The sequence below is a fragment of the Paenibacillus sp. SAF-068 genome, assembly GCF_051967555.1.
GTDB lineage: Bacteria > Bacillota > Bacilli > Paenibacillales > Paenibacillaceae > Paenibacillus.
The window spans coordinates 955360-976952 of record NZ_JBQCJX010000001.1 but is presented as its reverse complement, the minus strand read 5'-3'; the positions used below and the strand labels follow the sequence as shown (position 1 = coordinate 976952).

Genomic DNA, 21593 nt, shown 5'->3' with positions numbered 1-21593 from the left:
AATTATCTAAAGAAAAATAACAAAAAAAGCGGCAAGTTCCCGACATACACGGGAACTTGCCGCTTGGCATTTCATAATTAGGATTATACCGCTGGTGTACCATTACCCTGCAATCGCAAAGGCACAAAAAAGTCATGCTCCACTTCACTTGCAGGCAACGGACGACTGAAATAATATCCCTGAATCTCGCGGCAGTCATTCTGCATCAAAATATCCAACTGGTCTTTCGTCTCAATGCCTTCAGCAATGACTTCCATCTTGAGATTCTGAGCCATCGATATAATGGTCGCTACAATTGCCTGATCGCTGTGACTCTCTGTAATGTCCGTCACGAATGAACGATCAATCTTGAGCTTATGAATCGGGAAATGCTTCAGATAACTCAGTGAACTGTATCCCGTACCGAAATCATCCAGGCTGATTTTGACACCCAATGCTGTCAATTCATTCAGGATCGCCGTAGATACTGTTGCATCCATCATCATGCTCTCTGTAATCTCCAGCTCCAGATATCGAGCATCCAGCCCTGTCTCATGAAGCGCATTCTTGACCTGTTCTACCAAGTTGGATTGGTGGAACTGCTGACTGGACAAGTTAACCGATACCGGAATGAGTGGTCCGCCACTGGCATGCCAGAGTTTCATCTGCCTGCACGCTTCGCGCAGCGTCCAGTTGCCAATCTCATAGATCAAGCCTGTCTCTTCTGCTAACGGGATGAACACATTGGGTGCGAGAAGACCTTTGAGTGGATGATTCCAACGAATAAGCGCCTCCACACCAATCATGCGGCTATCCTCGGTACGAATCTGTGGTTGATAGTACAGGACCATCTCATCGCGCTCCAGCGCTTTACGAAGATAACCCTCCAGCTCAATGCGTTCATAGAGTTCAGAATCCAGTTGGGCGGTGTAGAATTGGAAACCATTCTTGCCGTTCTTCTTCACTTCATACATGGCGGAGTCGGCATGTTTCAGCAAAGCATCGACTCCCACCCCATGATCGGGATACATTGCAATCCCGATGCTGGCGGTCACGTAGAAGTCATTTTCCTTCAGTCGATACGGTAACTGAATGGTCTCAACAATCTGTTTTGCAAGCTCTGCCACGCGTCCTTCTGTCGCTTGATCCTGAGTCACAACAAGTGTGAACTCATCACCGCCCATCCGGGCCAGCATGACATTCTCCATGGCCAAGGGATCAGAATCTTCTATAGCTTTCATGATCCGATTACTGACTTCTCTTAGAAATACATCTCCAATGGAATGTCCCAGCGAGTCATTAATCATCTTGAACCGATCTATATCCATCACCATAACGGCAAAAGAATTTCCTTTTTCTTCTGAATCATGAATTGTACAAGCCAGTACATCATCCAACTTGCGCCGATTGGGTAGCCCCGTCAACGGATCATGCAAAGCCTGGTGACGAATGTTCTCCTGAGCCTGTTTCTCCTCCGTAATGTCCTTGATCAGAATGTGGCTTCCCACATGTTTGCCATCAATGACAACAGGAACCACAACAATACTAAGGTCCAGAAGTTCACCCTCTACATCCCTCAGCTTAGCCATATAATGTGCCTGTTCCAGCTTATGATCATCCCAATCGATGGAATCAAATTCACTGATCCATTCTATATCGATCTGCTGAACAATTTCATCAATGGAACGATTCATGACCCTTTTTTCAGGATAACCGGTGATTGTTGTTACAGCAGCATTAATGCCTTTGACAATGCCTTCCTTGTCTACTGAAATGATCGCATCCGAATGATTATGATACAGGGCCTGATACCATTGCTCATTCTCATGAATCCGTTGATCCTTCTGAGACATTCGCTGATTGATAAATATCCCGAATAACGTCAAGCCCAAAGCAATAAATGTGCCTGATGCGATCAAGTAGGCGAGAATGCCTGGCTCAATCTGCATCCCCGAACTTGCCATCGCGCCATGTGAATGATGGAAATGTGCAGCTGACATCCCGGTATAATGCATGCCAGAGATGCCAACCCCCATAATGAGACCGCTGCCCATCTTGTAAACCCAGGTATGTCTGGATTGATGATAACGGAAGAAAAACATGAGCCACAATGCAGCAAATGAAGCAAGTGCTGCAATCAGAATGGATAACACCACTCTGCCTGGTTCATATGTAACCGGAGTCGACATCGCTGCCATTCCCACATAATGCATCGAGCTGATTCCTGCTGTCATTAGTACTCCAGCAATCATGAGCTTGCTAATCCTGCCCGATTGTCTACCCGCAATGTTCAAGGCCACCCCTGATGCGACAATAGCAAGCAGAACAGATAAAACAACCTTACCGGTGGAATAGGAGACTTGCGTAGGCAGAACAAAAGCCAGCATACCTACGAAATGCATGGACCAGATTCCCAGGCCCATCGAGATTGCGCCGCAAGTAAGCCATATATTCCGCGCCACCCCGCTAGCCTGACTGACACGGCCTGCAAGGTCAAGGGCTGCGTATGAAGCTAACGAAGCAATAATATAGGATAAAATAACAAGTTCTAAGTTGTACGTACCATGTAGGTGCTCCACTCACTCTGTCCTTTCAACCGGGAAATGCCTCATATGTATGCAAAAATGTAAAAAAGAAGCGAGTGCGCTGTCTGGATGACAGGCACTCCCTCCGCATCATTTGACTCTTGACCACAGACTTCGTTGAAGCCGTTATCATACATTCGAACCCGTTTATTTGAATGTATATAGTCTAAACGTCCCAGCCTTTAAAATCAACACTTATTTCCAGAAATACGATGTTTAATAGCTGACATTCTCATATCCTAATTCACAGCCGAATATTCTATTTGCGAGTCAGAAACAGACTGCCAAATCCGGACGTATCCTGATAAGAATTACCTGATGAATCACTCCAGATGGACACACTGCTTCGTTTGCCATCTCCCGCGCCATCATCATTGACTTGAAGATCGAATCCAATCCATCTTTGCCCGTCAGCACGAACGCTATCCAGCGGGATTGCCACTTCAACTGTGTACCCTCCGCTTGTTAAGCGGGTAGCTGATTTGAAGCTTTCTTTCCGTGCATTTCCTCCAAAAGAAGTCTCATTATCAAAATTAACCCGGTACTGGGCGTCATCCTCCTGATAGAACGTTGTCTGATCTTTGTTCGGGTCGATAAAAATCTCGATCGAATCCTGCTCATGTGCATTAGAACTTAATTTGCTTCGCAACGGATCTTTTACGTCTGCCAATACGTACAGGTATTTTTCATCCCACAACAGTTGTGCAGTCGCCGTTGCACCTGAGTTTCCGATGACCCAGACATCCGTTTTAACAGATGCAGCCTTTTTCCAGATGTCATCCTTTTTCGCATCAATAACAGGTTTACCATAAGTGACCTTGGTTTGTTTCAAAACAGAACCCAGCTTCAGTTTCCCTCGGTTGGCTGGTTTGTCAGGTTGCTGATTGGAGATATCATTCCATACGATCGCAGCTGTCTTGCCAGCAGCATATTCATCCGTAATCCGAAAATCCAGAGACAAGACCTGACCTTCGGTAAGTAAAGCAGCTGAAATAGGCAGTGATGCGTATACAACATAACCTGTTTTGGTCTCCTGTACGTTGTAAGCATTTTTCTCCTTGCCTTTACCGCCCTCCCGTTTGAATGTATATTGACCATTTGCAGACGGCGGATTTTTCTTCTTGGCAGACAGGTCAGCTTCAGAAGTTGCAGCGCTCGTACCCTTAACCTCTTCCGCGAGGAAAACCTGCACCTGATCACCTTTACGACGTGTGGTGTCCTTCACTTCCACTCGTAAATTCACCTTTTTGGCATCCCACATCACACGAGCCTCACCCGTAACCGCGGATGTTCCATCTGCCAGATGATTAATTCCAAGCCCTTTCACAGCACCCCAAAGAATATCTTCCTGTCCTTTGTGATTCGGGAAAGAAGGGCTGGCCTTCAATGCTGTCCATTCATTACGATAGATCGGAAGAGTGGTAGCATCCACCAGTGCCCAATAGGCCGGTTTCGCTTTCAATTTACGATCAAACAGCAACGGTGCATCTTTGCGTCCTTTGACCGGATGATTGTCAAGCCATGTCCCATCATCGGCAAGTCCCCAGACCGTGACACTGTCCATTACACCGCGTTTTCCCAAATCGTCAAACAGGTCGAACAGTTCACGATAACGATAAGCCTGTTGCAACATCAATTCATCCGTGACAGGCATCTCCAGTTCAGAATTACTTGAATAGATCGAAACGTCCAGCTCTGTAACCTGTACGTTCACACCAAGAGCAATCACTTTTTCAAAAGCCTCACGAATGAGCTTAACATCCGGTCCGTACATCGACACATGCATCTGGAATCCAACCGCATCAATCGGTGTTCCTTTAGCAAGCAGCTTCTCTACAAGCTTCACCATATCATTCAGCTTGTTTCCATTGCCCTCCATTCCATAGTCATTAATCACCAATACCGCATCAGGGTCAGCCTCGCGTGCATATCGGAAAGCCAGCTCAATGTAATCACTGTCATCTCCGTCGCCATCCACATCCCCTATAATGTCTCTCCACTTGGAACCACTTGCCTGATTACGCAAGCCGCCTCCATCCGAGATGACTTCATTGACGACATCCCATGTATGAACCTTTCCTTTGTAACGATTGACGATGGTCTGAATATGAGTTTTCATCCGTGCAAGCAACTGTTCCCGCGTAGCAGGTTTTGAAGCATCATTCGGATCAGTAAAGAACCAGTCCGGCACCTGACTATGCCATAACAGCGTATGACCTCTTACCTCCATGTCATTGGCTTCGGCGAAGTTCACCAGACGATCCGCCTCTGACCAGACAAACTGTCCTTCCTTTGGTTGCATCGCATCCATTTTCATAAAATTTCCGGCTGTAATACTATTAAAATGTTTCGTCAACAGTTGGGAATGCGGATCTTCCGCATCCAGTGCAGACTGGTCGATTGCCGCTCCCATTGCATAATGCTCACCCACAACATCCACTAGATTCGGAATGTTCGGCTCTATTTCAATTTTTTCGGCTTCCGTAATCAGTACATCATCCACGTAAAACGTAATCGTATCCGCCGGCGTCACTTCCGCTGACGTCTTCCAAGGTGTCTCTGCATACATCCGGAATCCGGTGATGCCGCTATTTTCTCCAGGGATCACCACATCTGCCTCGATTTTTTTCCACTGTCCCTTGTTCAGAGTTGCAGAGGCAAACGTAGCATATTCTCGACTTGAAGCGTCGTTATTGTACTCTTTCTCCAGTGAACCGTTAATGACCTGACTGTCCGGTCCTTCATCGTACATGGCCCAAAACGAAATATGAACCGTGCTGCCCTTCTGTACATGGTCTATTACTTCAATTAAGGGTCCATGGAACGTTTCGGTACGGGAAGAGGTTCTCAGGCTGCGTGTGCTGTCGTGACCTACTTGCGTTACGATATCAAGCTTTTCACTCGCACGTGCACGCCATTCTCCCAACACACCATCTTCAAAATTAGCCTCAAACAGTACTTCATCATCGCCAGTCTTAATGTCTGCTGAAGCTTGAGCACGTGCCCCTCCTGCGCCCACACTTGGAAACAAACTGAAGATCAATACAGCCGACAAGCACAAGCTCCACCATTTTCTCAAATGCATCCGATCTCCTCCTTGGTTCGTTGTTTGTGAAGAATAACCTTTGCTCTGCCATACGCCAGCCTTTTACAAGATCGTTATTCAGGATGGATAGATGCTAATGGACAGAAAATTGTAAGCACTTTCATTATACGATTGCCAGTAAACTTTGTTTACCCGTTAAACTATAGGACTTGCATCACTCCATTAACCATATGTTTCCAATTGAGATATAGAACGACAAAAAGCACAGCTTATTAGCTGTGCTTCGTGTAAACATCTTTACTATTTACATTTTTAGGATTTTAAAGGTGCTGTCGTCTGACGGATCACCAAATTGGAAGGTTCCGTCACAACGGGAGGAGAATAAGCCGGATTTTCAATCATGGCAATCAGATATTCGATGGACTTTATGCCAATAGAATAGATATTCTGATTCACCGTGGTCAACCCCGGTTTGAATACCTCAGCATAATACGTGTTGTCGAACCCGACAACCGAGATATCTTCTGGCACACTCAGTCCATGCTTCTCAATCTCATGGATTGCCCCAAAGGCAGACATGTCTGAAGCACAGACAATCCCTGTGGGTTGATCCTCAAGTGCCAGCAATCGCCGGGCCGCCTTGCTTCCCCCGTCGAATGAATAATCGCAAACCTCCAGATAAACTGTAGAATACGGAATGCCACATTCTCGCAATCCTTCCCGATATCCTTCCAATCGTAGATTAGCTACGGCGGGGCCAAGTGTCCCTGAGATATAGGCAATTTTGCGGTGCCCAAGCTCATGCAGATGTTTGACACTCATTGAGATCCCGTTCGCGTTATCCGTCGTAATGTAACCGGCACGCTTGCCCAACAGGTCCGTATCAATAAACATCGTTGGAATCTCTGCATCCACCAGTTCCTGAATACTCGCGTTTTCTCTGCCTTCCCCGAATACAACAACCCCATCCACATTACGACTGCGGCAATGTTTGATGAACGAGTACGCCGGATCATCGAAGCGAGTAGACAACCGAACAAGATCATATCCGCTGTTCTCCAGCGCAGTTTTGATCCCCTCAAGCAATTCCGACACAAAAGGGTTGGTAAATGGGACCGTCAACAATACGCCTACCGTCCATGAACGGCGTTTAACAAGTCCACGTGCGACCACATTGGGTTGATATTTCAATAATTCGATGGCTATATTGACTTTTTTGCGTGTTTTTTCACTTACATCAGGATAATCGTTTATCACTTTGGAAACGGTTGCAACAGATACTCCCGCTTCCTTGGCCACATCATGGATAGAAGCCATCTGATCACCTCAACCTCTTTCAAATCCCCTGTCTCCGGCTGCATTTTCCATAACATCGGCAGGTTTGTCTACCCATTATAGCTTAAAACAGCCTGAAACGGTATGGAAGGTTCCTATTGCTTTTAACGTCTATTCCTGTTGTTCCAGATTCTTCAAATCCAGAGACAGTTTCTCCATTGTTGTTGCAAATACAGCGAGTTCAGCCGAGCGTGAAGCTTGGCTACGTGCTCCGCGAGACGTATGATCCGACTCCTGCTGCACACTGCTCAGTTTCTTCATGATCTGCTCCAGATTGGACTGAATTATCCCCTGAGCATCACGGGAGCTGGCTGCAAGCTTGCGCACCTCACTGGCGACGACTTCGAAGCCACGTCCGAACTCTCCTGCATGGGCAGCTTCAATCGCTGCATTCAGACCAACAAGATGACTCTGATCCGATATCTCACGAATGAGTTCACCCATTTTTCCGATCTGCTGGATCTCCCCTGTCAATTCCGTGAGCAGAACTTGAGCCTGATCCTGGGAAGCGGCTGTTTCTTTGGCTACATTCGAGATGGCCAGCGCATTTTCATTCAGTTCACTAATCATGCCTGTTAGCTCTTGGGTAATCTGCGTAATCGCCTGCAAGGTATGTTGTTGATCATCAGCAAGCTGAGATAATTTTTCTTTTTCTTTCTTCTCATATGCCTCAAGGACAAGCTGTGAATCCAGATTGAACATTTTACTGAGCGCCTGAATGACAAGATGCCAGGAATCAGGGATCACCTGCTGGAATATGCTCGTTGCAATATCAAGGTATACCATATAGGTACCCAGATAATAATCTTCGGACAGGCCAATACGGGAATGCACAAGCCCAATCGCAATACGTTGCTCAATATATGCGTCGTCCACGACTCCATCCGTCATCGATAACCAGTACATCTTCTGCGTCTCTTTTAAACGTTCAATGGAAGAGAATCTTGCGATCAGATCTACCAGATCAGGATAATTCCCTACATGATTGTAGAAATGATCCACCACTTCATTCACAACTTTTTTAAAAACAGGCCGATGATCGGCAAGCAGTGTTAGATCTCTTACGGTTAATCCCATGTAATCAAGTTGCTTCTGTCTTGTTGCGGAAATACTGCTCATATCTGGTTCAGTCAGCTCCTTAATAAACACCATTACTTTAAATTGTAAATATATGTATCGATTATAGACTAAAATACCTAAACTTACATATACCATTAGAACTAATTCATCGTAAAATTAACCTTATTTGTCAGCTTTTTAGATTAATAAGATGCTTATGGAACTAAAAAGGCCCTGACTCTGCTGTGAAGGAGCCTCACAGCAGACATCAGAAGCCTGATCCGGAATGGTTCGTTGCCGATTAGCGATTAAGCAGACTGCCCACATAGCGTAACAGTTCATTGGCGCTGGCTGCGGTATATCCATGTTCTTCAATTAAGCGCTTGATCACTTCATTCATTCGTTTCAATTGGGTTGCATCCGGTGTTTTGGTTGAAGTTGTAATCTTGACGATGTCTTTCAAATCTGTAAACAACTTCTTCTCAATCGCTTCACGCAGACGGTCATGGCTGCTGTACTCGAATTTTCGCTCCTTACGGGAGTAAGCCGAGATTCGGATAAGAATCTCTTCCCTAAACGCTTTCTTCGCATTCTCGGAGATACCGATCTGCTCCTCGATGGAACGCATCAGACGCTCATCCGGGTCCAACTCTTCATCTGTGAGCGGATCACGAATTTTGGACCAGTTGCAGAATGCCTCAATATTATCGAGATAGTTCTCGAACAACGTTCTTGCGGACTCCTCGAATGAGTACACGAAAGCTTTCTGTACTTCCTTCTTGGCCAGTTCATCATACTCCTTGCGTGCAAGAGCAATGAAGTTCAGATAACGCTCCCGCTCTTCTTTCGTAATCGAAGCATGTTGGTCCAGTCCGTCCTTAATGGCTCGCAGAATGTCCAGCGCGTTAATGCTTTGAAGATTTTGCTTGATCAAAGCACTGGAAATCCGGTTGATGACATACCGCGGGTCAATACCAGACATCCCTTCATCCAGATACTCATTCTGCATCTCGCGGAGATCTGCTTCTTTGTAGCCTTCCACCTCTTCACCGTCATACATCCGCATTTTTTTAACGAGGTCCATGCCTTGTTTCTTCGTTTCCTTCAAGCGGGTAAGTATGGAAAAAATGGCTGCAGTCCGCAATGCATGCGGTGCAATATGAACATGCTTCATGTCACTTTGCTGAATGAGCTTGGCATAGATTTTCTCTTCTTCGGATACTTTCAAGTTGTACGGAATCGGCATGACAATCATCCGGGATTGCAATGCTTCATTCTTTTTATTGGAGATAAATGACTTATACTCCGATTCATTCGTATGCGCCACAATCATCTCATCCGCACTGATTAAGGCGAAGCGTCCTGCTTTGAAATTCCCCTCCTGTGTGAGCGACAATAGATTCCACAGAAATTTCTCATCACATTTCAACATCTCCTGGAACTCCATCAATCCGCGGTTGGCCTTGTTCAACTCCCCATCAAAACGATAGGCACGTGGATCGGATTCGGAACCAAACTCGGTAATGGTGGAGAAGTCGATGCTGCCAGTCAGGTCGGCAATATCCTGCGATTTTGGATCGGATGGACTGAATGTTCCTATCCCCACCCGATTATCTTCGGAAACAATGACCCGTTCCACCGGCACCTTGCTGATATCACCACCATATTCGGTACGGAGTCTCATCTGGCAAGATGGGCAAAGGTTACCCTCAATGCGGACACCAATTTCCTTTTCCACTTCAGGACGAAGCTCCAATGGAATCAAATGCAGCGGCTCCTCATGCATCGGGCATCCATCAATGGCGTATATGGCCCCTTTTTCTGTCCGCGAGAACTGTTCAAGACCCCTCTTCAGCAACGTCACCAACGTTGATTTACCTCCACTTACGGGACCCATAAGGAGCAAGATCCGCTTACGTACATCCAGACGGCGTGCTGCCGAGTGAAAGTACTCTTCGACCAGCTTTTCAATGGAACGATCCAATCCAAAGATCTCCTGCTCAAAAAACTTGTACCGCTTATGCCCACCTACTTCTTCCACGCCAAACGATTCAATCATTTCATACACTCTGGCGTGAGCCGTCATTGCCGGAGTCGGGTCCTTTCTCAGCAGTTCAATATAATCTTCAAATGTTCCGTTCCATGTCAAACGGTCACTCTCTGCCCGATGTTCCGCAACGCGTTCAAAAATATTCATGCTTGGTACCTCCCATGGCTCCTTTAGTGTGATTGTCAACCATTCCGAATGGTATGAAGAAATCAATAGAATTGCGGCTCCTGCTTGAATACCAATCTTGCGGTTCTGTGTAGTCCCGCCACCCTCTGTCCAAACATCTTGTATTGTTGTGAAAAGTGTATTACATACCTATGCGGCAATTCGGATAAGTTGACCTCTTTTTTTCAATCAACGGCTTCGAATTTTGGCTTTTCCCTGTTCTATCAGACATCTTGTGCCTTCAGAAAAAAAAGAACGAATATGATATAATGAGGGTTCTAAATTCAGGAAACCGGACAATGCGTGGCCAGATCCCAAGCCACTTGAGGAAGGAGCACGAACGATGGCAGTGCAATACGAAACCGAATTATATTCGCCTGTGAAGGCTTTCTTCGAGCAGCGTGGCTTCGACGTAAAGGCGGAAGTCAGACATTGCGACCTCGTAGGTGTCAGATCGGACCAGGAGGAACCCCTGATTGTGGAGATGAAAAAAACATTTAACCTCTCCCTGTTATTGCAGGGCATGCAGCGCTTGAAGCTCAGCCCGTTCGTGTATTTGGCCGTCGAGCGCAATCGCAGCAAACGCGGAGCCGTGAACCAACGCTGGAGCGAACTGACTGCATTATGCAGACAGCTTGGTCTGGGTCTGCTGACAGTCACATTTTACAAAACCAAAGCCCCCCTGATTGATGTATTGTGCGAGCCCTCCGCCCAGATCCCCCTCACTGGACGCAATCAGGTTGCGCGCAAAAGCGGTGTTCGACGGAAACGCTTGCTTAAGGAGTTCGATGAACGGAGTGGAGACTACAATACAGGAGGCAGCACACGCAGACAGCTGGTCACCGCATATCGTGAGAAGGCCTTACGGGTCGCATCCGCGCTGCGAACGAACGGAGAAGCCTCTCCCGCCACTCTCGCCAGACAGACCGGTGTAGGTTCTGCCGCGGCAATTTTGCAAAAGAATTATTATGGCTGGTTTGAACGCCTCTCCCGCGGGAAATACATTCTGACCATTAAGGGAGTACAGGCGTTAACTGAGCATGCACACATGCTTGAGGATAATGATATGATTGAACGAACCATTATTGAACCTGATGTAACGTATTCTGTATCTGGTGAAACCAAGGACGACCTTGCGCACATTGCCGAAACGGCGGAGCAGTACTTGAAAAACACAGGGCACATCTGATAAAAATTCAAGCGAAGTGAAGTAACGGATGCGAGAAATTTAAAATGCAAAAACACCTGTCATCTCCAGTGGAGACAACAGGTGTTTTTGTGTGTTCTATATAGAAGAATGCTATTAGAAGCTTGCTGCTACTTCGGAAGCCAATTTCAGACCTGCATCCACGATATCTTGGGAACGGTCTGGAGAAGCATTGTGACCTTCAACGATCACAAGCTCAGGGTTTTGGATACCCCAGAAGTTCAATACGTTAGTAACATATTTAACGGACATTTCAGCAGATGCCATTGGCTCTACGGAGTATACGCCGCCACGAGCGTTCAACAATGCTACTTTTTTGTCGCCTACAAGACCTACAGGGCCTTCAGCTGTATATTTAAACATTTTACCAGCTTGGCTCAGGTAAGAGATGTAGTTCACGAGTGGAGCAGGAACAGTGAAGTTCCAGAGCGGGAATGCAAATACCACTTTGTCTGCTGCCAAAAATTGATCTTGCAGTTGTGCAGCCAGTGCTGCAGCTTTTTGCTCTTCAGCAGTTGCTTCAATGCCGTTTGCTGCTTTGTAGCCACCTGTAATTACAGTGTTGCCATAGTAAGGAATATCTGTATTGTAGAGATCCAGCTCAGTAACTGTGTCACCTGGGTGGGACTCTTTGTATGCGCTCAAGAATGCATCGTACAATTTAACGCTGACTGCTTGATCTGCAGGACGGTCATTTGCTTTAACGAATAAAATATTAGACATGTTGAATTTTCCCCCGTTAGATAAAATATATGAGTGCTTTTTCTGAACTGGCCACCATTGCAGCTTATATAAAGAAACCAACAACTCATTAATTCATATTATATATAAAAATGTTAGTGGATGCAATAACGTAATCACTTTGGTCATGAATCAATTTTAATTTTTTGCTACAATCTAATTTTGGATCCGACTTAGCTACGAGCCGTAAATTCGGAAATGGCCTCACTAATCAGATTCATGCCGAGCAGCAGTTCATCCCGTCCCGGATGACTAAAATTCAATCGAATGAACCGTTGATCCTGTACACCTGTAGAGCATAACGATCCAGGAAGAAAAGATACACCTTTGGGCAGAGCTGCCTTAAGCAGAGCGCCGCTATCCAATCCTTCCGGCAACTGTACCCACAGATACATTCCGCCCTCAGGGATGTTGTACTGACACCCTTTCCAGCCCGGTCTCTTCAACAGTTCAAGCATCAGTTTGAGTCTTGTCTTATACTCCCGATTCAACATGGATAAGTGGTCACTCCAACGAAAAGGGGAATGGGCAAGCAATTGATACAATAGCCTCTGATTCATTGGACTGGACTGACCATCGGCAATCCGTTTCACTGAAGCCATGGCCTGAATCAGCGCCGGATGTCCAGCGGCCCAGCCGGTTCGTAGAGCAGGCGCTACCGTTTTGCTGAATGAACCAATGTAGAGAACATGTCCACCCTGATCTGCAGTATCCAGTGCAAAGAGTGAAGGGTATTTACGATAGAATTCCGTTGGCTCAAGACCATCGAAATGGAGCTCCCCGTAAGAATCATCTTCCACAAGCAGTACACCATAACGTGAACACAGCTCAAGGACAGCCTCCCGACGTTCCATACTCCACAAAGCACCAGTCGGATTCGAGAAACTGGGTGCAGCAAAAAGCAGCTTCGGTCTGACCTGCTGCATGTGATGCTCCAAAAGGTCTGGCAGTATGCCATCCCGATCACCCATTACGGGAACAATCTTGGCTCCTTGCATCTCCAGAACCTCAAGACAGCCTGGTGATGTGGGATGTTCAACCAGTACAGAATCTCCTGCTTCAAGCAATAGACGCATCACGAGATCGATGGCCTGCTGGGTACCAGTGGTCAACAGAATTTGCTCGGGCACCGTTCGTATGCCTTTGCGGGCATTCCAGTCTTTGTTCAACCACTCTCTTAGGGGGGTGTATCCTGCTGGCTCTCCATATTGCAGTGCGGAGGGGCCTGAACTAAAGACAGACACCGCTGCTTCTTCCAACAATTTGAAAGGAAACAACTCCTCCGCAGGCAATTCTTCTGCCAGAGAAATGAAATAATCCCTGCCAGACATCTCACGTATATCCCTCAGTGGTGATGACAAAAGCCTGTTGGTACGGGAAGCAAAGAAATATTTCATCGATCCGTTCCCCTTTCATCCCTATTCCGAAGCTGTACTCGCAGTCCGCAGCCCTACAACCTATTCGTGCTCGCCATCGAATATGACCGGATAATTACCCCGACCGGTTATGATCATGGGAAGAGCCATTTTGATTCGTCAGGACCCTGTCTTCACTTGTCTTGCATGCAAGGCATAGCGTTCAATGGCCTGTGCTCTGCTGCTTACTTCCAGCTTCACGTATATTTTACGCAGGTAATTATCAATGGAGCGTCTACTAACGTTGATCTCATTCGCTATTTTATCATAGGTTACACCCTGAACAATTCTTTCCATAATAAAAGTTTCGGTTTCTGATAATTCAATTACACGTGCTTCTGTCGGAGACTCCACAGGTTGCGCCCACTCCGCACTGTTTAACCACGACAATGGAATGGATACATGGCCCTCACGTAACCCAGAGATCAGATGAATCAACTGGCTAGGGGAAGCCTGTTTGGATAGCATGCCGCTTGCACCAAGACTCATCAGATGACGAAACAGCTTCACATTGTCTTCATCCGTCAATATGATGATGTGGCTGTGAGCTGACAGATTCTTCATCTGGGCAATATATTGATCGGCCTGGCCCTCCGGAAGACGATAATCCATCAGAATCAGATCAGGCTGGTATGTATTCACCAGATCGAGCCCTTCTGTCCCGGTCGAAGTCATGCCACGTACCGTCAGATCTTGCTGCTCTTCCAAAATCAATTTTGTACCGAGCATGCTGGTGGGGTGGATATCTATGATGACCACCTGCCATACTTTTTTCATTGTTGTTCCCCCTGTTATGTATTGGACAAATAACTTCTAGCTTCTGTCATGATGATCCCATCATCTATGCGACAGTCCGAGTATAGAAGAAGCACAGGTCGGATTATGTCGAAAAACAGAAAAAGGCAGGATGCAGCCGCTAAAAAAGCTCTATTTCCACCGTATTTTGTTATAAAAACACCATGGTGTCCATCTTCCCATCCCTGGAAAGGTCAAAATATAGTATAATTTTCCTGCATTTCTATCTAAAAAAGTCGAAAAACCTGCCCAAAGTTCCTACTTATTGCATCTATAAGAAATTGTATCCTAGGACTTCCTTCCGATGCAATCTCTTTTTACTCTATTAAGTAAAGAATTTCATTTTTGCGTAATCAATAGGGGCATGATAGAATGAGGACTGGAAATTTTTTTATACCTATAAATGACCAGGAGTGATGATATGAAACCATCTTCCCCGCCCTCTGACATCCATCACACCCGGAGCGCCAAAGGCAAGGCCGGATCTTCAATCAGGCTGTTTCTGGTAATGTGGATTGTTCTCATTGCACTAGGAGTCGTGGGAACCTACTATTATAGTAACCATCTCCAGCAACAGATGATTAGCCAGCTTCAGGCCCATAATCAGCAGCAGATTGCAGCCCTAAAAACCGACTATGAAAATCAGCTAACAACGATATCGAAGGAAGTAGAAGACCTGCAGGGACAAGTTCAATCCTTCAATGAATTGCTGACGTTCACCAAGGATAATGCAAGTGACAAAACGGATAACAGCAACAAACTGTATACCCAGCTGAGCGAAGTCAAAAAACAACTGGAGACACTCCAGAAAAAGATGGACCTGCTCAAATGATTACACCCGTCAAACAGGTTAATCGTTTTTTTATGCTTGCACTCGCTCCTTTTGTTGGATTGATATTATGCCTGCTGCTGCTTCGTCCTCCGCTTGAAACCGGAGGTTTGATTCCTACCGAACTGTCAGAGGACACGATTACCCCCCGGACCCAAGCAATCAGCCAAGAGCTTGCCGGGGCAAAAGATGCTGCTGTTCAGACTTCTTCTTCTATTAAAAGAACGACACAGCTCTATAATAAGACAACAAGTACGATGTCTACACTTGTACAGAAGGCTTCCGCCCAGGCGGATCGTCCGGAAACGATCTACAACAAACGGATTACATCCAAGCTTGGTGTCCCATTTGAAAGGGTAGACAGTGACCGGTTAACGATAGAACTGTACAGAGTGAATCCTGGCAGCTATAAGGGCTATGCCATGAAGATTAAGCTAAAAGACCCTACGGCCATGCAAATGGCTCTAGACAGTGAACCCGGGCGTTCTGAGACGACCATGCAGGCTGTGAAGCGTAACGGCGCCATTGCCGGGATCAACGCAGGTGGATTTGCTGACAGTGGCGGCAAACGTTATCCACTTAGCACAACTGTCATGGACGGGAAATACGTGAACGGTTTTCAGGCCAGTTTCAAAGATCTGTTTTTTGTAGGACTTAATGATGCCGGTAAGTTGGTTGGAGGCAAGTTCTTCGATAAGAACTCACTGGATCGCCTGCAACCGCAATTCGGGGCTACGTTTGTTCCGGTACTGCTTCAGAATGGACGCAAAACCACAATTCCCGACAAGTGGAAAGTATCACCCAAACGGGCACCACGTACAGTCATTGGCAATTATAAGGATGATCAGTTGTTGATTATTGTGGTCGATGGTTATAATGAGGGCGGAAGTTCAGGTGCTACCCTTGAAGAGTTGCAAGGGCGGTTGTACAAGCTCGGGGTCATCGACGCCTATAATCTGGATGGCGGTGGATCTTCCTCGCTTATTCTGAATAACCGGGTTGTGAATAACCCTTCAGATGGCAGCCTCAGACCGGTGCCTACTCACTTTTTATTTTACAAATAATAGGGTGAAGCATTTCTTTTCTACCTATAATGGTTATAATAGAAGAAAATGAGCTTGTGCAGGAGGTGCGAAGAGTATGTCATTTTCACTGACATTCTGGATTATTGCAATTGTATTGACTCTCTTCATTACAGGCATTCTCACTTCATCCTACAACAATGACAAGACAAAAGGCTTGTAAAGGCCAAGCCTCTCTCCGGAGAGGCTTTTTCTATGGCTTCATCCTCGAAATAGCAAGAGACAAGGCTTAAAAGAATGATTCGATTCTTCTAAGCCTTGTCTCTTGCTGTACCGTTTAATTCACGCATCAACACTGTCACAAGACGCACATTCCGGCTCAATAGCTAACCGCCCGTTCATTCCGTATGGATATAACCGAATCCGACGGCATAGGCCCACTCACCGACCCACCCTCAACTAATGTTACATAAATTCGCTCATGATCGACGGGTTCTCCAGCAATAATCTTGATCAATTGTTCAGCAGCGAGCGACCCCCACTTGCGTTTGGAGTAATCAATGCTTGCCAATCTCGGCTGGACGTACTTGCTCAATTCAATATTGTCGAATCCGATAACATCAATCTCCTGACCAACGCCAAGTGCACTTTCTGCCAGACGATCACACAGGCCAATAGCCATCTCATCATTGAGGCAGAATACAGCTGCGGGTCCATCATACACCTGGACAATCTGATCTGCGGCTCGTTCTCCACCACTCTTCTCAAAATCTCCCGTGATCTCAATCCATTCCACATCGGCTTCACGTTCCGCCACCTGTCTCACAGCCTTTAACCGTTGCACAGAGTCAAACGAACCTTCCGGTCCTGTTACCACGTAGATTTTCTTATGTCCCTGTTCAATAAGATGTTCCATCGCAAGTGTCGCCCCGGCCTTATTATCCAGCAGAACCTGATTAATGTTGGGATGATCCATCTCACGGTCCAATACAACGATTTTATGCCCACGATCGGCATATTGCATCAATTCCTCGCTTGCAAACGTATGATCCAGAATGATTGCACCATCAATCATCCTCTCTGGAAGCATGCGATGGGATTGTTTACCACTGCATACGATCAGGTCATAGCCTTGAGCATTACATACGGCTTTCATGCCACTCAGCAAGTCTCCGTACACATCTCCGCTAAAATCGGTCAAGAATACACCCAGAATTTTGGATTCCCTCTTCTTCAGTGTTCTTGCAGCGGCATTTGGAACATAGTTCAGTTCTTTGGCAATAGCCAAAATTTTGGAACTCGTCTCATCGGTCACTTTGTTGCTGCCATTCAGCGCATATGACACCGTAGAGATGGAAACTCCCGCCTGTTTGGCGATATCCTTGATACTGACCACATTCTTCGCTCCCCTGTTATGTTCATCAGGCCTTTCCTAACGAAAGGCCCGACACATTACTCTTTCCATTCACCGGATTACACCAGTCTGAATGACTTCTTCTGAGTGTCCCGACTGTTTGCACCCACAAGAATATGGAACTCCCCTCGATCACTGCGATGGCTTAAGTCGGAATGATGATAACGTAGTTGTTCTTCATTTAACGTAAACGTAGCTATACCACTCTCGCCTGGCGCCAGCTCAAGCTTCACATAACCTTTCAGCTCCCGCATAGGTCGAACGACTTCACCCGTTACATCACGAACGTACAACTGAACGGTCTCTACACCTGCCCGCTCACCCGTATTCGTAACACGGACTTGGATGCTCAGGGTCTCTTCGGCAGTCATCTCGTTACTTGATACTTCAAGATCACCATAAGAGAAAGAAGTGTACGAGAGACCATAACCGAACGGAAGCAAAGGTTCATTCGGGCTGTCAATGTATTTGGAGACATAACGTTCTTCCGTCTTCTCGGGGTTCAACGGACGACCTGTATTGAAATGATTGTAATAGACCGGAATCTGGCCTACGGACTGCGGGAAGGACATCGTCAGACGTGCAGATGGATTCACTATACCTGTCAGAACATCCGCGATTGCTGCACCGCCTTCACTACCTGGGAACCAGGCTTCAAGAACGGCTTCCGATTCATCGATTACACCATGCAGATCCAATGGACGACCATTGAAAATAACGCTCGCCATAGGTTTCCCCGCTGTTTTGAGCTGCTTAACCAATTCCAATTGGGCTGCTGGCAGACGAATATCCGTGCGCGAGCCACCTTCCCCACTCATCTCAGAGTCTTCACCCAGAGCAAGGACAATCAGATCCGCTTTGCTTGCCACTTCCAGGGCTTCAGCAATCTGCTCGGCTGTAATTGTATGAACATTACTGCCTTGAGCATATTGAACTTTCCCACCCGTCAGGCGTTCTTGCAGAGCTGTTCCGAGCTTGACTGCATCTTCCTTCACGCCTTCACAGGACCACCAGCCCAGAATATCAGGACTCTGTGCAAAAGGACCAATAAGGGCTACGTTCGCGTCAGGTTGAAGTGGAAGCACGCTGTCATCATTCTTCAACAGGACGGCCGATTTGGTTGCCAGTTCATACGCTACCTGACGGTGCTCTTTGGAGAACACAATCTCTTGTTCACGAACCGGATCAGCTGCACGTAACGGATTGTCGAACAATCCCAGCTTCTCTTTCAGTTGCAGAATTCGCAGAACGGCTTCATCAATAAGCTCCTCTTCCACTTCACCACTCTCAATCAGCGCAGGCAAATGATGTACATAACAAGGTGTCATCATCTCCATGTCTACTCCTGCGCGAATAGCACGATATGCCGCTTCACGATCATCTTCCGCAGCGCCGTGTGCAATCATTTCGCGAATGGAAGCCCAATCCGAGATCAATACACCATCAAAGCCCCACTCGTCACGCAAAATGCCACGCATTAACTTCTCATTGCCACTTGCCGGAATACCGTCAACCGTATTGAACGAAGTCATGACCATCTCCACACCCGCATCCAACGCCGCCTTATACGCTGGCAAATAGTACTCACGCAGGTTACGCTCGGACATGTCCACCGTATTATAATCTCGGCCACCCTCAGCCGCTCCATATGCTGCAAAGTGTTTGACACAGGCTGCAAGACGATCTGGCTCATCCTTCAAGCTGTCGCCCTGATATCCACGTACAAATGCAGCTGCGAACAAGCTGTTCAGATAAGGATCTTCTCCTGTCGTTTCCATTACACGGCCCCAACGCGGATCACGAACCAGATCTACCATGGGTGCAAAGGTCACATGCAAACCGGACACAGCCGATTCACGAGCTGCAATTTCAGCACTTTTCTCAGCAAGCTCTGTATCCCATGAGCAACCGATTGCCAGTGGAATCGGGAAAATGGTTTTGAATCCATGAACGACGTCAGCCATGAACAAGAGCGGAATGCCCAGACGGCTTTTTTTCATATAAGCTTGCTGTACATCTATGATGGCCTGCGCACCGGACAGCCCCAGAATGGACCCACTGGCATCCACAGACTGCTCCGTAATTCCCATTTCTTCCATCGGCCCTGTGATCTGACCTTCGACATTTGTTCCTTCATAGAAGTTGGCAGTCAACTGAAGAAGCTGAGCTGTTTTTTCCTCCAACGTCATCTGTTTTACCAGGTCTAGCAACTGCTCGTTATTCATCGATGTATCCTCCACTACAAGTTGTTGAAATAAAGAACCCGGCTGCGTTCGGGGAGAGACCGCGCACCGGGTTCAAAATTAATGACTGAACGATTACTAGAATTTCTCGTTTAGCTCATCCAGATAAGGTTGAACCAGGGACATTTTACTGTTTACCCATTCTTTCCAGTTTGCCTCTAGATCTCCATTTTTGAGGATCAAGTTGGCATATTCGTTCTGGTAGTCGAATGAAGCCTGACTCTTCGCTTTGGAATCATACAGGTTGACATCCCAATCGTATGTTGCAAGCGATTTGCCTTCTGTACCGAGTTTTGCTTTTTCTTGGAACAATTCCACGGCTCTGTCACGGTAATCTTTTTTGATTGCAGGGTTTACAACACTGAAATCGTCACCGAGCAGGTACAGACCTTCGAAACGTGCCGGGTATTTATCTTCCAATACCGTTCCTTCTGGCAACAAGCTAACCAGTTCTTGGTTCTCATCATATTTCCAATCGGTTCCTTCAAAGCCCATGTTGATGAGCAACTGTCCTTCTTTGGTTGCGGAGTAATCGATCAGATCCATGATCCGTTCGAATTTCTCGTCACTGATCTCCGGATTGAAGATCAATGCCGACCAGAAGTTGGCTTGCTCCATGTTACGGTATTTACCGTCATCGCCTAGTACGATTGCTGTGTGTACCAATTCATCACTATCTACACCCAGATTTTTTTTCATATCCGAATCCAGACCTTGTCTGTACGACGCCAGTCCACCCAGACTTGTTACGGCAGCTGTTCCTGTTACTTTGAAGTTATTTTGACCTTCATTGTTTTTCCATGTGTAGAACTCAGGATTGAGCAACCCGTCTTTATAAGCTTTTTGCATCAATTTAAGTCCTGTCAGCGTTTCAGGATCTGCCGGTCCCCAGTGAAACTTACCATCTTCACCTTTGTAGAACGGTGTGTCAGTCATGGCATGTACACTGTTTGGCATAATCATATTTGTCATTGCGTCAGCAGCATTGTAGGACAAAGGTACAAGTTTGTTACCCACTTTGCCTGGATCTTTTTCTTTCACTAGCGCAGCATATTCATTCAATTCGGTTGTTGTATAAGCATTTTTCAGTTCAAAACCAACCGCTTCAGCCCAGTCTTTACGAAGTGCAATGACACCAATTTGGTTCGTCAGCGGGTCAGCCGGTTTGTTTTCGAAATAGATTGGTCTAGGCAGGACATATGTTCCACCCGTCAATTCTTCCAACTTGTCTCCAAGACCTGTCAAGTTGTAAGCTGCTGCCACGTTAGGCCAGCGTTCTTTCCAGTCATCCGGGAATTTGTAGAACAACCCTTGTTCAATGCTGTTAATGGCATCGCCATGTACGTAGTTCCATACTGCTACATCCGGCAAGTCGCCAGAGTTGATCCATAGACGAAGCTTCTCGCCCCATGAATCCCAATCGATATAGTTGTAGTCCCATGTTACATTGAATTTGTCTGTCCAGAACTTGTGGAAGTCATTATCCAGGTTCCCGTTTTTGATTTCTGTCAGGTTAGCTACAGAGATGGTCAGGTTATCTTTGTAATTTCCCTCTGCATCTTTTTCGTTACCACCTGAAGCTCCTTGGCTGGAACAAGCGGTCACCATCAGCATAACTACACTAAGCGTGATGGCAAAGAGAGCTCTTACTGACAACTTTTTGTTCGTTTTCATGTTTTACCCCCATGTTTTTTATTCAAATTTTATT

General features: G+C 46.4%; 14 protein-coding genes. 3 read left to right on the top strand and 11 right to left on the bottom strand.

From position 1 onward, the window contains the following. Window positions 1-83: 83 nt before the first annotated feature. The 5 genes from ACTHPG_RS04360 to ACTHPG_RS04340 form a co-directional block, all read right to left on the bottom strand. Window positions 84-2558, bottom strand: coding sequence for an EAL domain-containing protein (locus tag ACTHPG_RS04360; RefSeq protein WP_440387918.1), 2475 nt, complete (start codon window positions 2556-2558; stop codon window positions 84-86). A 265-nt stretch (window positions 2559-2823) separates the two neighbouring features. Further along, complete coding sequence (locus ACTHPG_RS04355) at window positions 2824-5649, bottom strand: endo-1,4-beta-xylanase (RefSeq protein WP_440387916.1); 2826 nt, start codon at window positions 5647-5649, stop codon at window positions 2824-2826. A gap of 273 nt (window positions 5650-5922) precedes the next feature. Beyond that, entirely contained in the window at window positions 5923-6927 is a 1005-nt protein-coding gene (locus tag ACTHPG_RS04350; RefSeq protein WP_440387914.1) for a LacI family DNA-binding transcriptional regulator, read from the bottom strand. Between the two features lie 129 nt (window positions 6928-7056). Next, the gene (locus tag ACTHPG_RS04345) at window positions 7057-8064 is read right to left on the bottom strand and encodes a protoglobin domain-containing protein (protein WP_440387913.1); all 1008 of its coding nucleotides are present in this window, start codon (window positions 8062-8064) and stop codon (window positions 7057-7059) included. Window positions 8065-8305: 241 nt separating this feature from the next. Continuing rightward, on the bottom strand, window positions 8306-10201 hold the full coding sequence (locus tag ACTHPG_RS04340) for a PrkA family serine protein kinase (RefSeq protein WP_440387912.1): 1896 nt from the start codon (window positions 10199-10201) through the stop codon (window positions 8306-8308). Between the two features lie 361 nt (window positions 10202-10562). On the opposite strand from ACTHPG_RS04340, the gene ACTHPG_RS04335 reads away from it, so the two are divergent. Continuing rightward, complete coding sequence (locus ACTHPG_RS04335; RefSeq protein WP_440387911.1) at window positions 10563-11408, top strand: DUF2161 domain-containing phosphodiesterase; 846 nt, start codon at window positions 10563-10565, stop codon at window positions 11406-11408. Window positions 11409-11522: 114 nt separating this feature from the next. On the opposite strand, the gene ACTHPG_RS04330 is transcribed toward ACTHPG_RS04335, so the two are convergent. From ACTHPG_RS04330 to ACTHPG_RS04320, 3 genes are all read right to left on the bottom strand, one after another. After that, window positions 11523-12149, bottom strand: coding sequence for an FMN-dependent NADH-azoreductase (locus ACTHPG_RS04330; protein WP_440387910.1), 627 nt, complete (start codon window positions 12147-12149; stop codon window positions 11523-11525). A gap of 191 nt (window positions 12150-12340) precedes the next feature. After that, the gene (locus tag ACTHPG_RS04325; RefSeq protein ID WP_440387909.1) at window positions 12341-13564 is read right to left on the bottom strand and encodes a PLP-dependent aminotransferase family protein; all 1224 of its coding nucleotides are present in this window, start codon (window positions 13562-13564) and stop codon (window positions 12341-12343) included. A 138-nt stretch (window positions 13565-13702) separates the two neighbouring features. Then, on the bottom strand, window positions 13703-14359 hold the full coding sequence (locus tag ACTHPG_RS04320; RefSeq protein ID WP_440387908.1) for a response regulator: 657 nt from the start codon (window positions 14357-14359) through the stop codon (window positions 13703-13705). 439 nt (window positions 14360-14798) lie between these two features. Between ACTHPG_RS04320 and ACTHPG_RS04315 the strand changes: the two genes are divergently transcribed. Then, the gene (locus ACTHPG_RS04315) at window positions 14799-15209 is read left to right on the top strand and encodes a hypothetical protein (protein ID WP_440387907.1); all 411 of its coding nucleotides are present in this window, start codon (window positions 14799-14801) and stop codon (window positions 15207-15209) included. Further along, window positions 15206-16270 (top strand): phosphodiester glycosidase family protein, encoded by a 1065-nt coding sequence (locus ACTHPG_RS04310; RefSeq protein WP_440387906.1) that lies wholly within the window; start codon window positions 15206-15208, stop codon window positions 16268-16270. The genes ACTHPG_RS04315 and ACTHPG_RS04310 overlap by 4 nt, the downstream gene beginning before the upstream one ends. Before the next feature lie 337 nt (window positions 16271-16607). Here the strand turns inward: ACTHPG_RS04310 and ACTHPG_RS04305 are convergent, their stop codons facing one another. From ACTHPG_RS04305 to ACTHPG_RS04295, 3 genes are all read right to left on the bottom strand, one after another. After that, window positions 16608-17624 carry a LacI family DNA-binding transcriptional regulator gene (locus ACTHPG_RS04305; protein ID WP_440387905.1) on the bottom strand — a complete coding sequence of 339 codons (1017 nt, stop codon included), beginning with the start codon at window positions 17622-17624 and terminating at the stop codon, window positions 16608-16610. Window positions 17625-17701: 77 nt separating this feature from the next. Next, window positions 17702-19867, bottom strand: coding sequence for a beta-glucosidase BglX (gene bglX / locus ACTHPG_RS04300; protein ID WP_440387904.1), 2166 nt, complete (start codon window positions 19865-19867; stop codon window positions 17702-17704). A 96-nt stretch (window positions 19868-19963) separates the two neighbouring features. Next, complete coding sequence (locus ACTHPG_RS04295) at window positions 19964-21559, bottom strand: ABC transporter substrate-binding protein (protein ID WP_440387903.1); 1596 nt, start codon at window positions 21557-21559, stop codon at window positions 19964-19966. Between the last annotated feature and the right edge of the window lie 34 nt (window positions 21560-21593).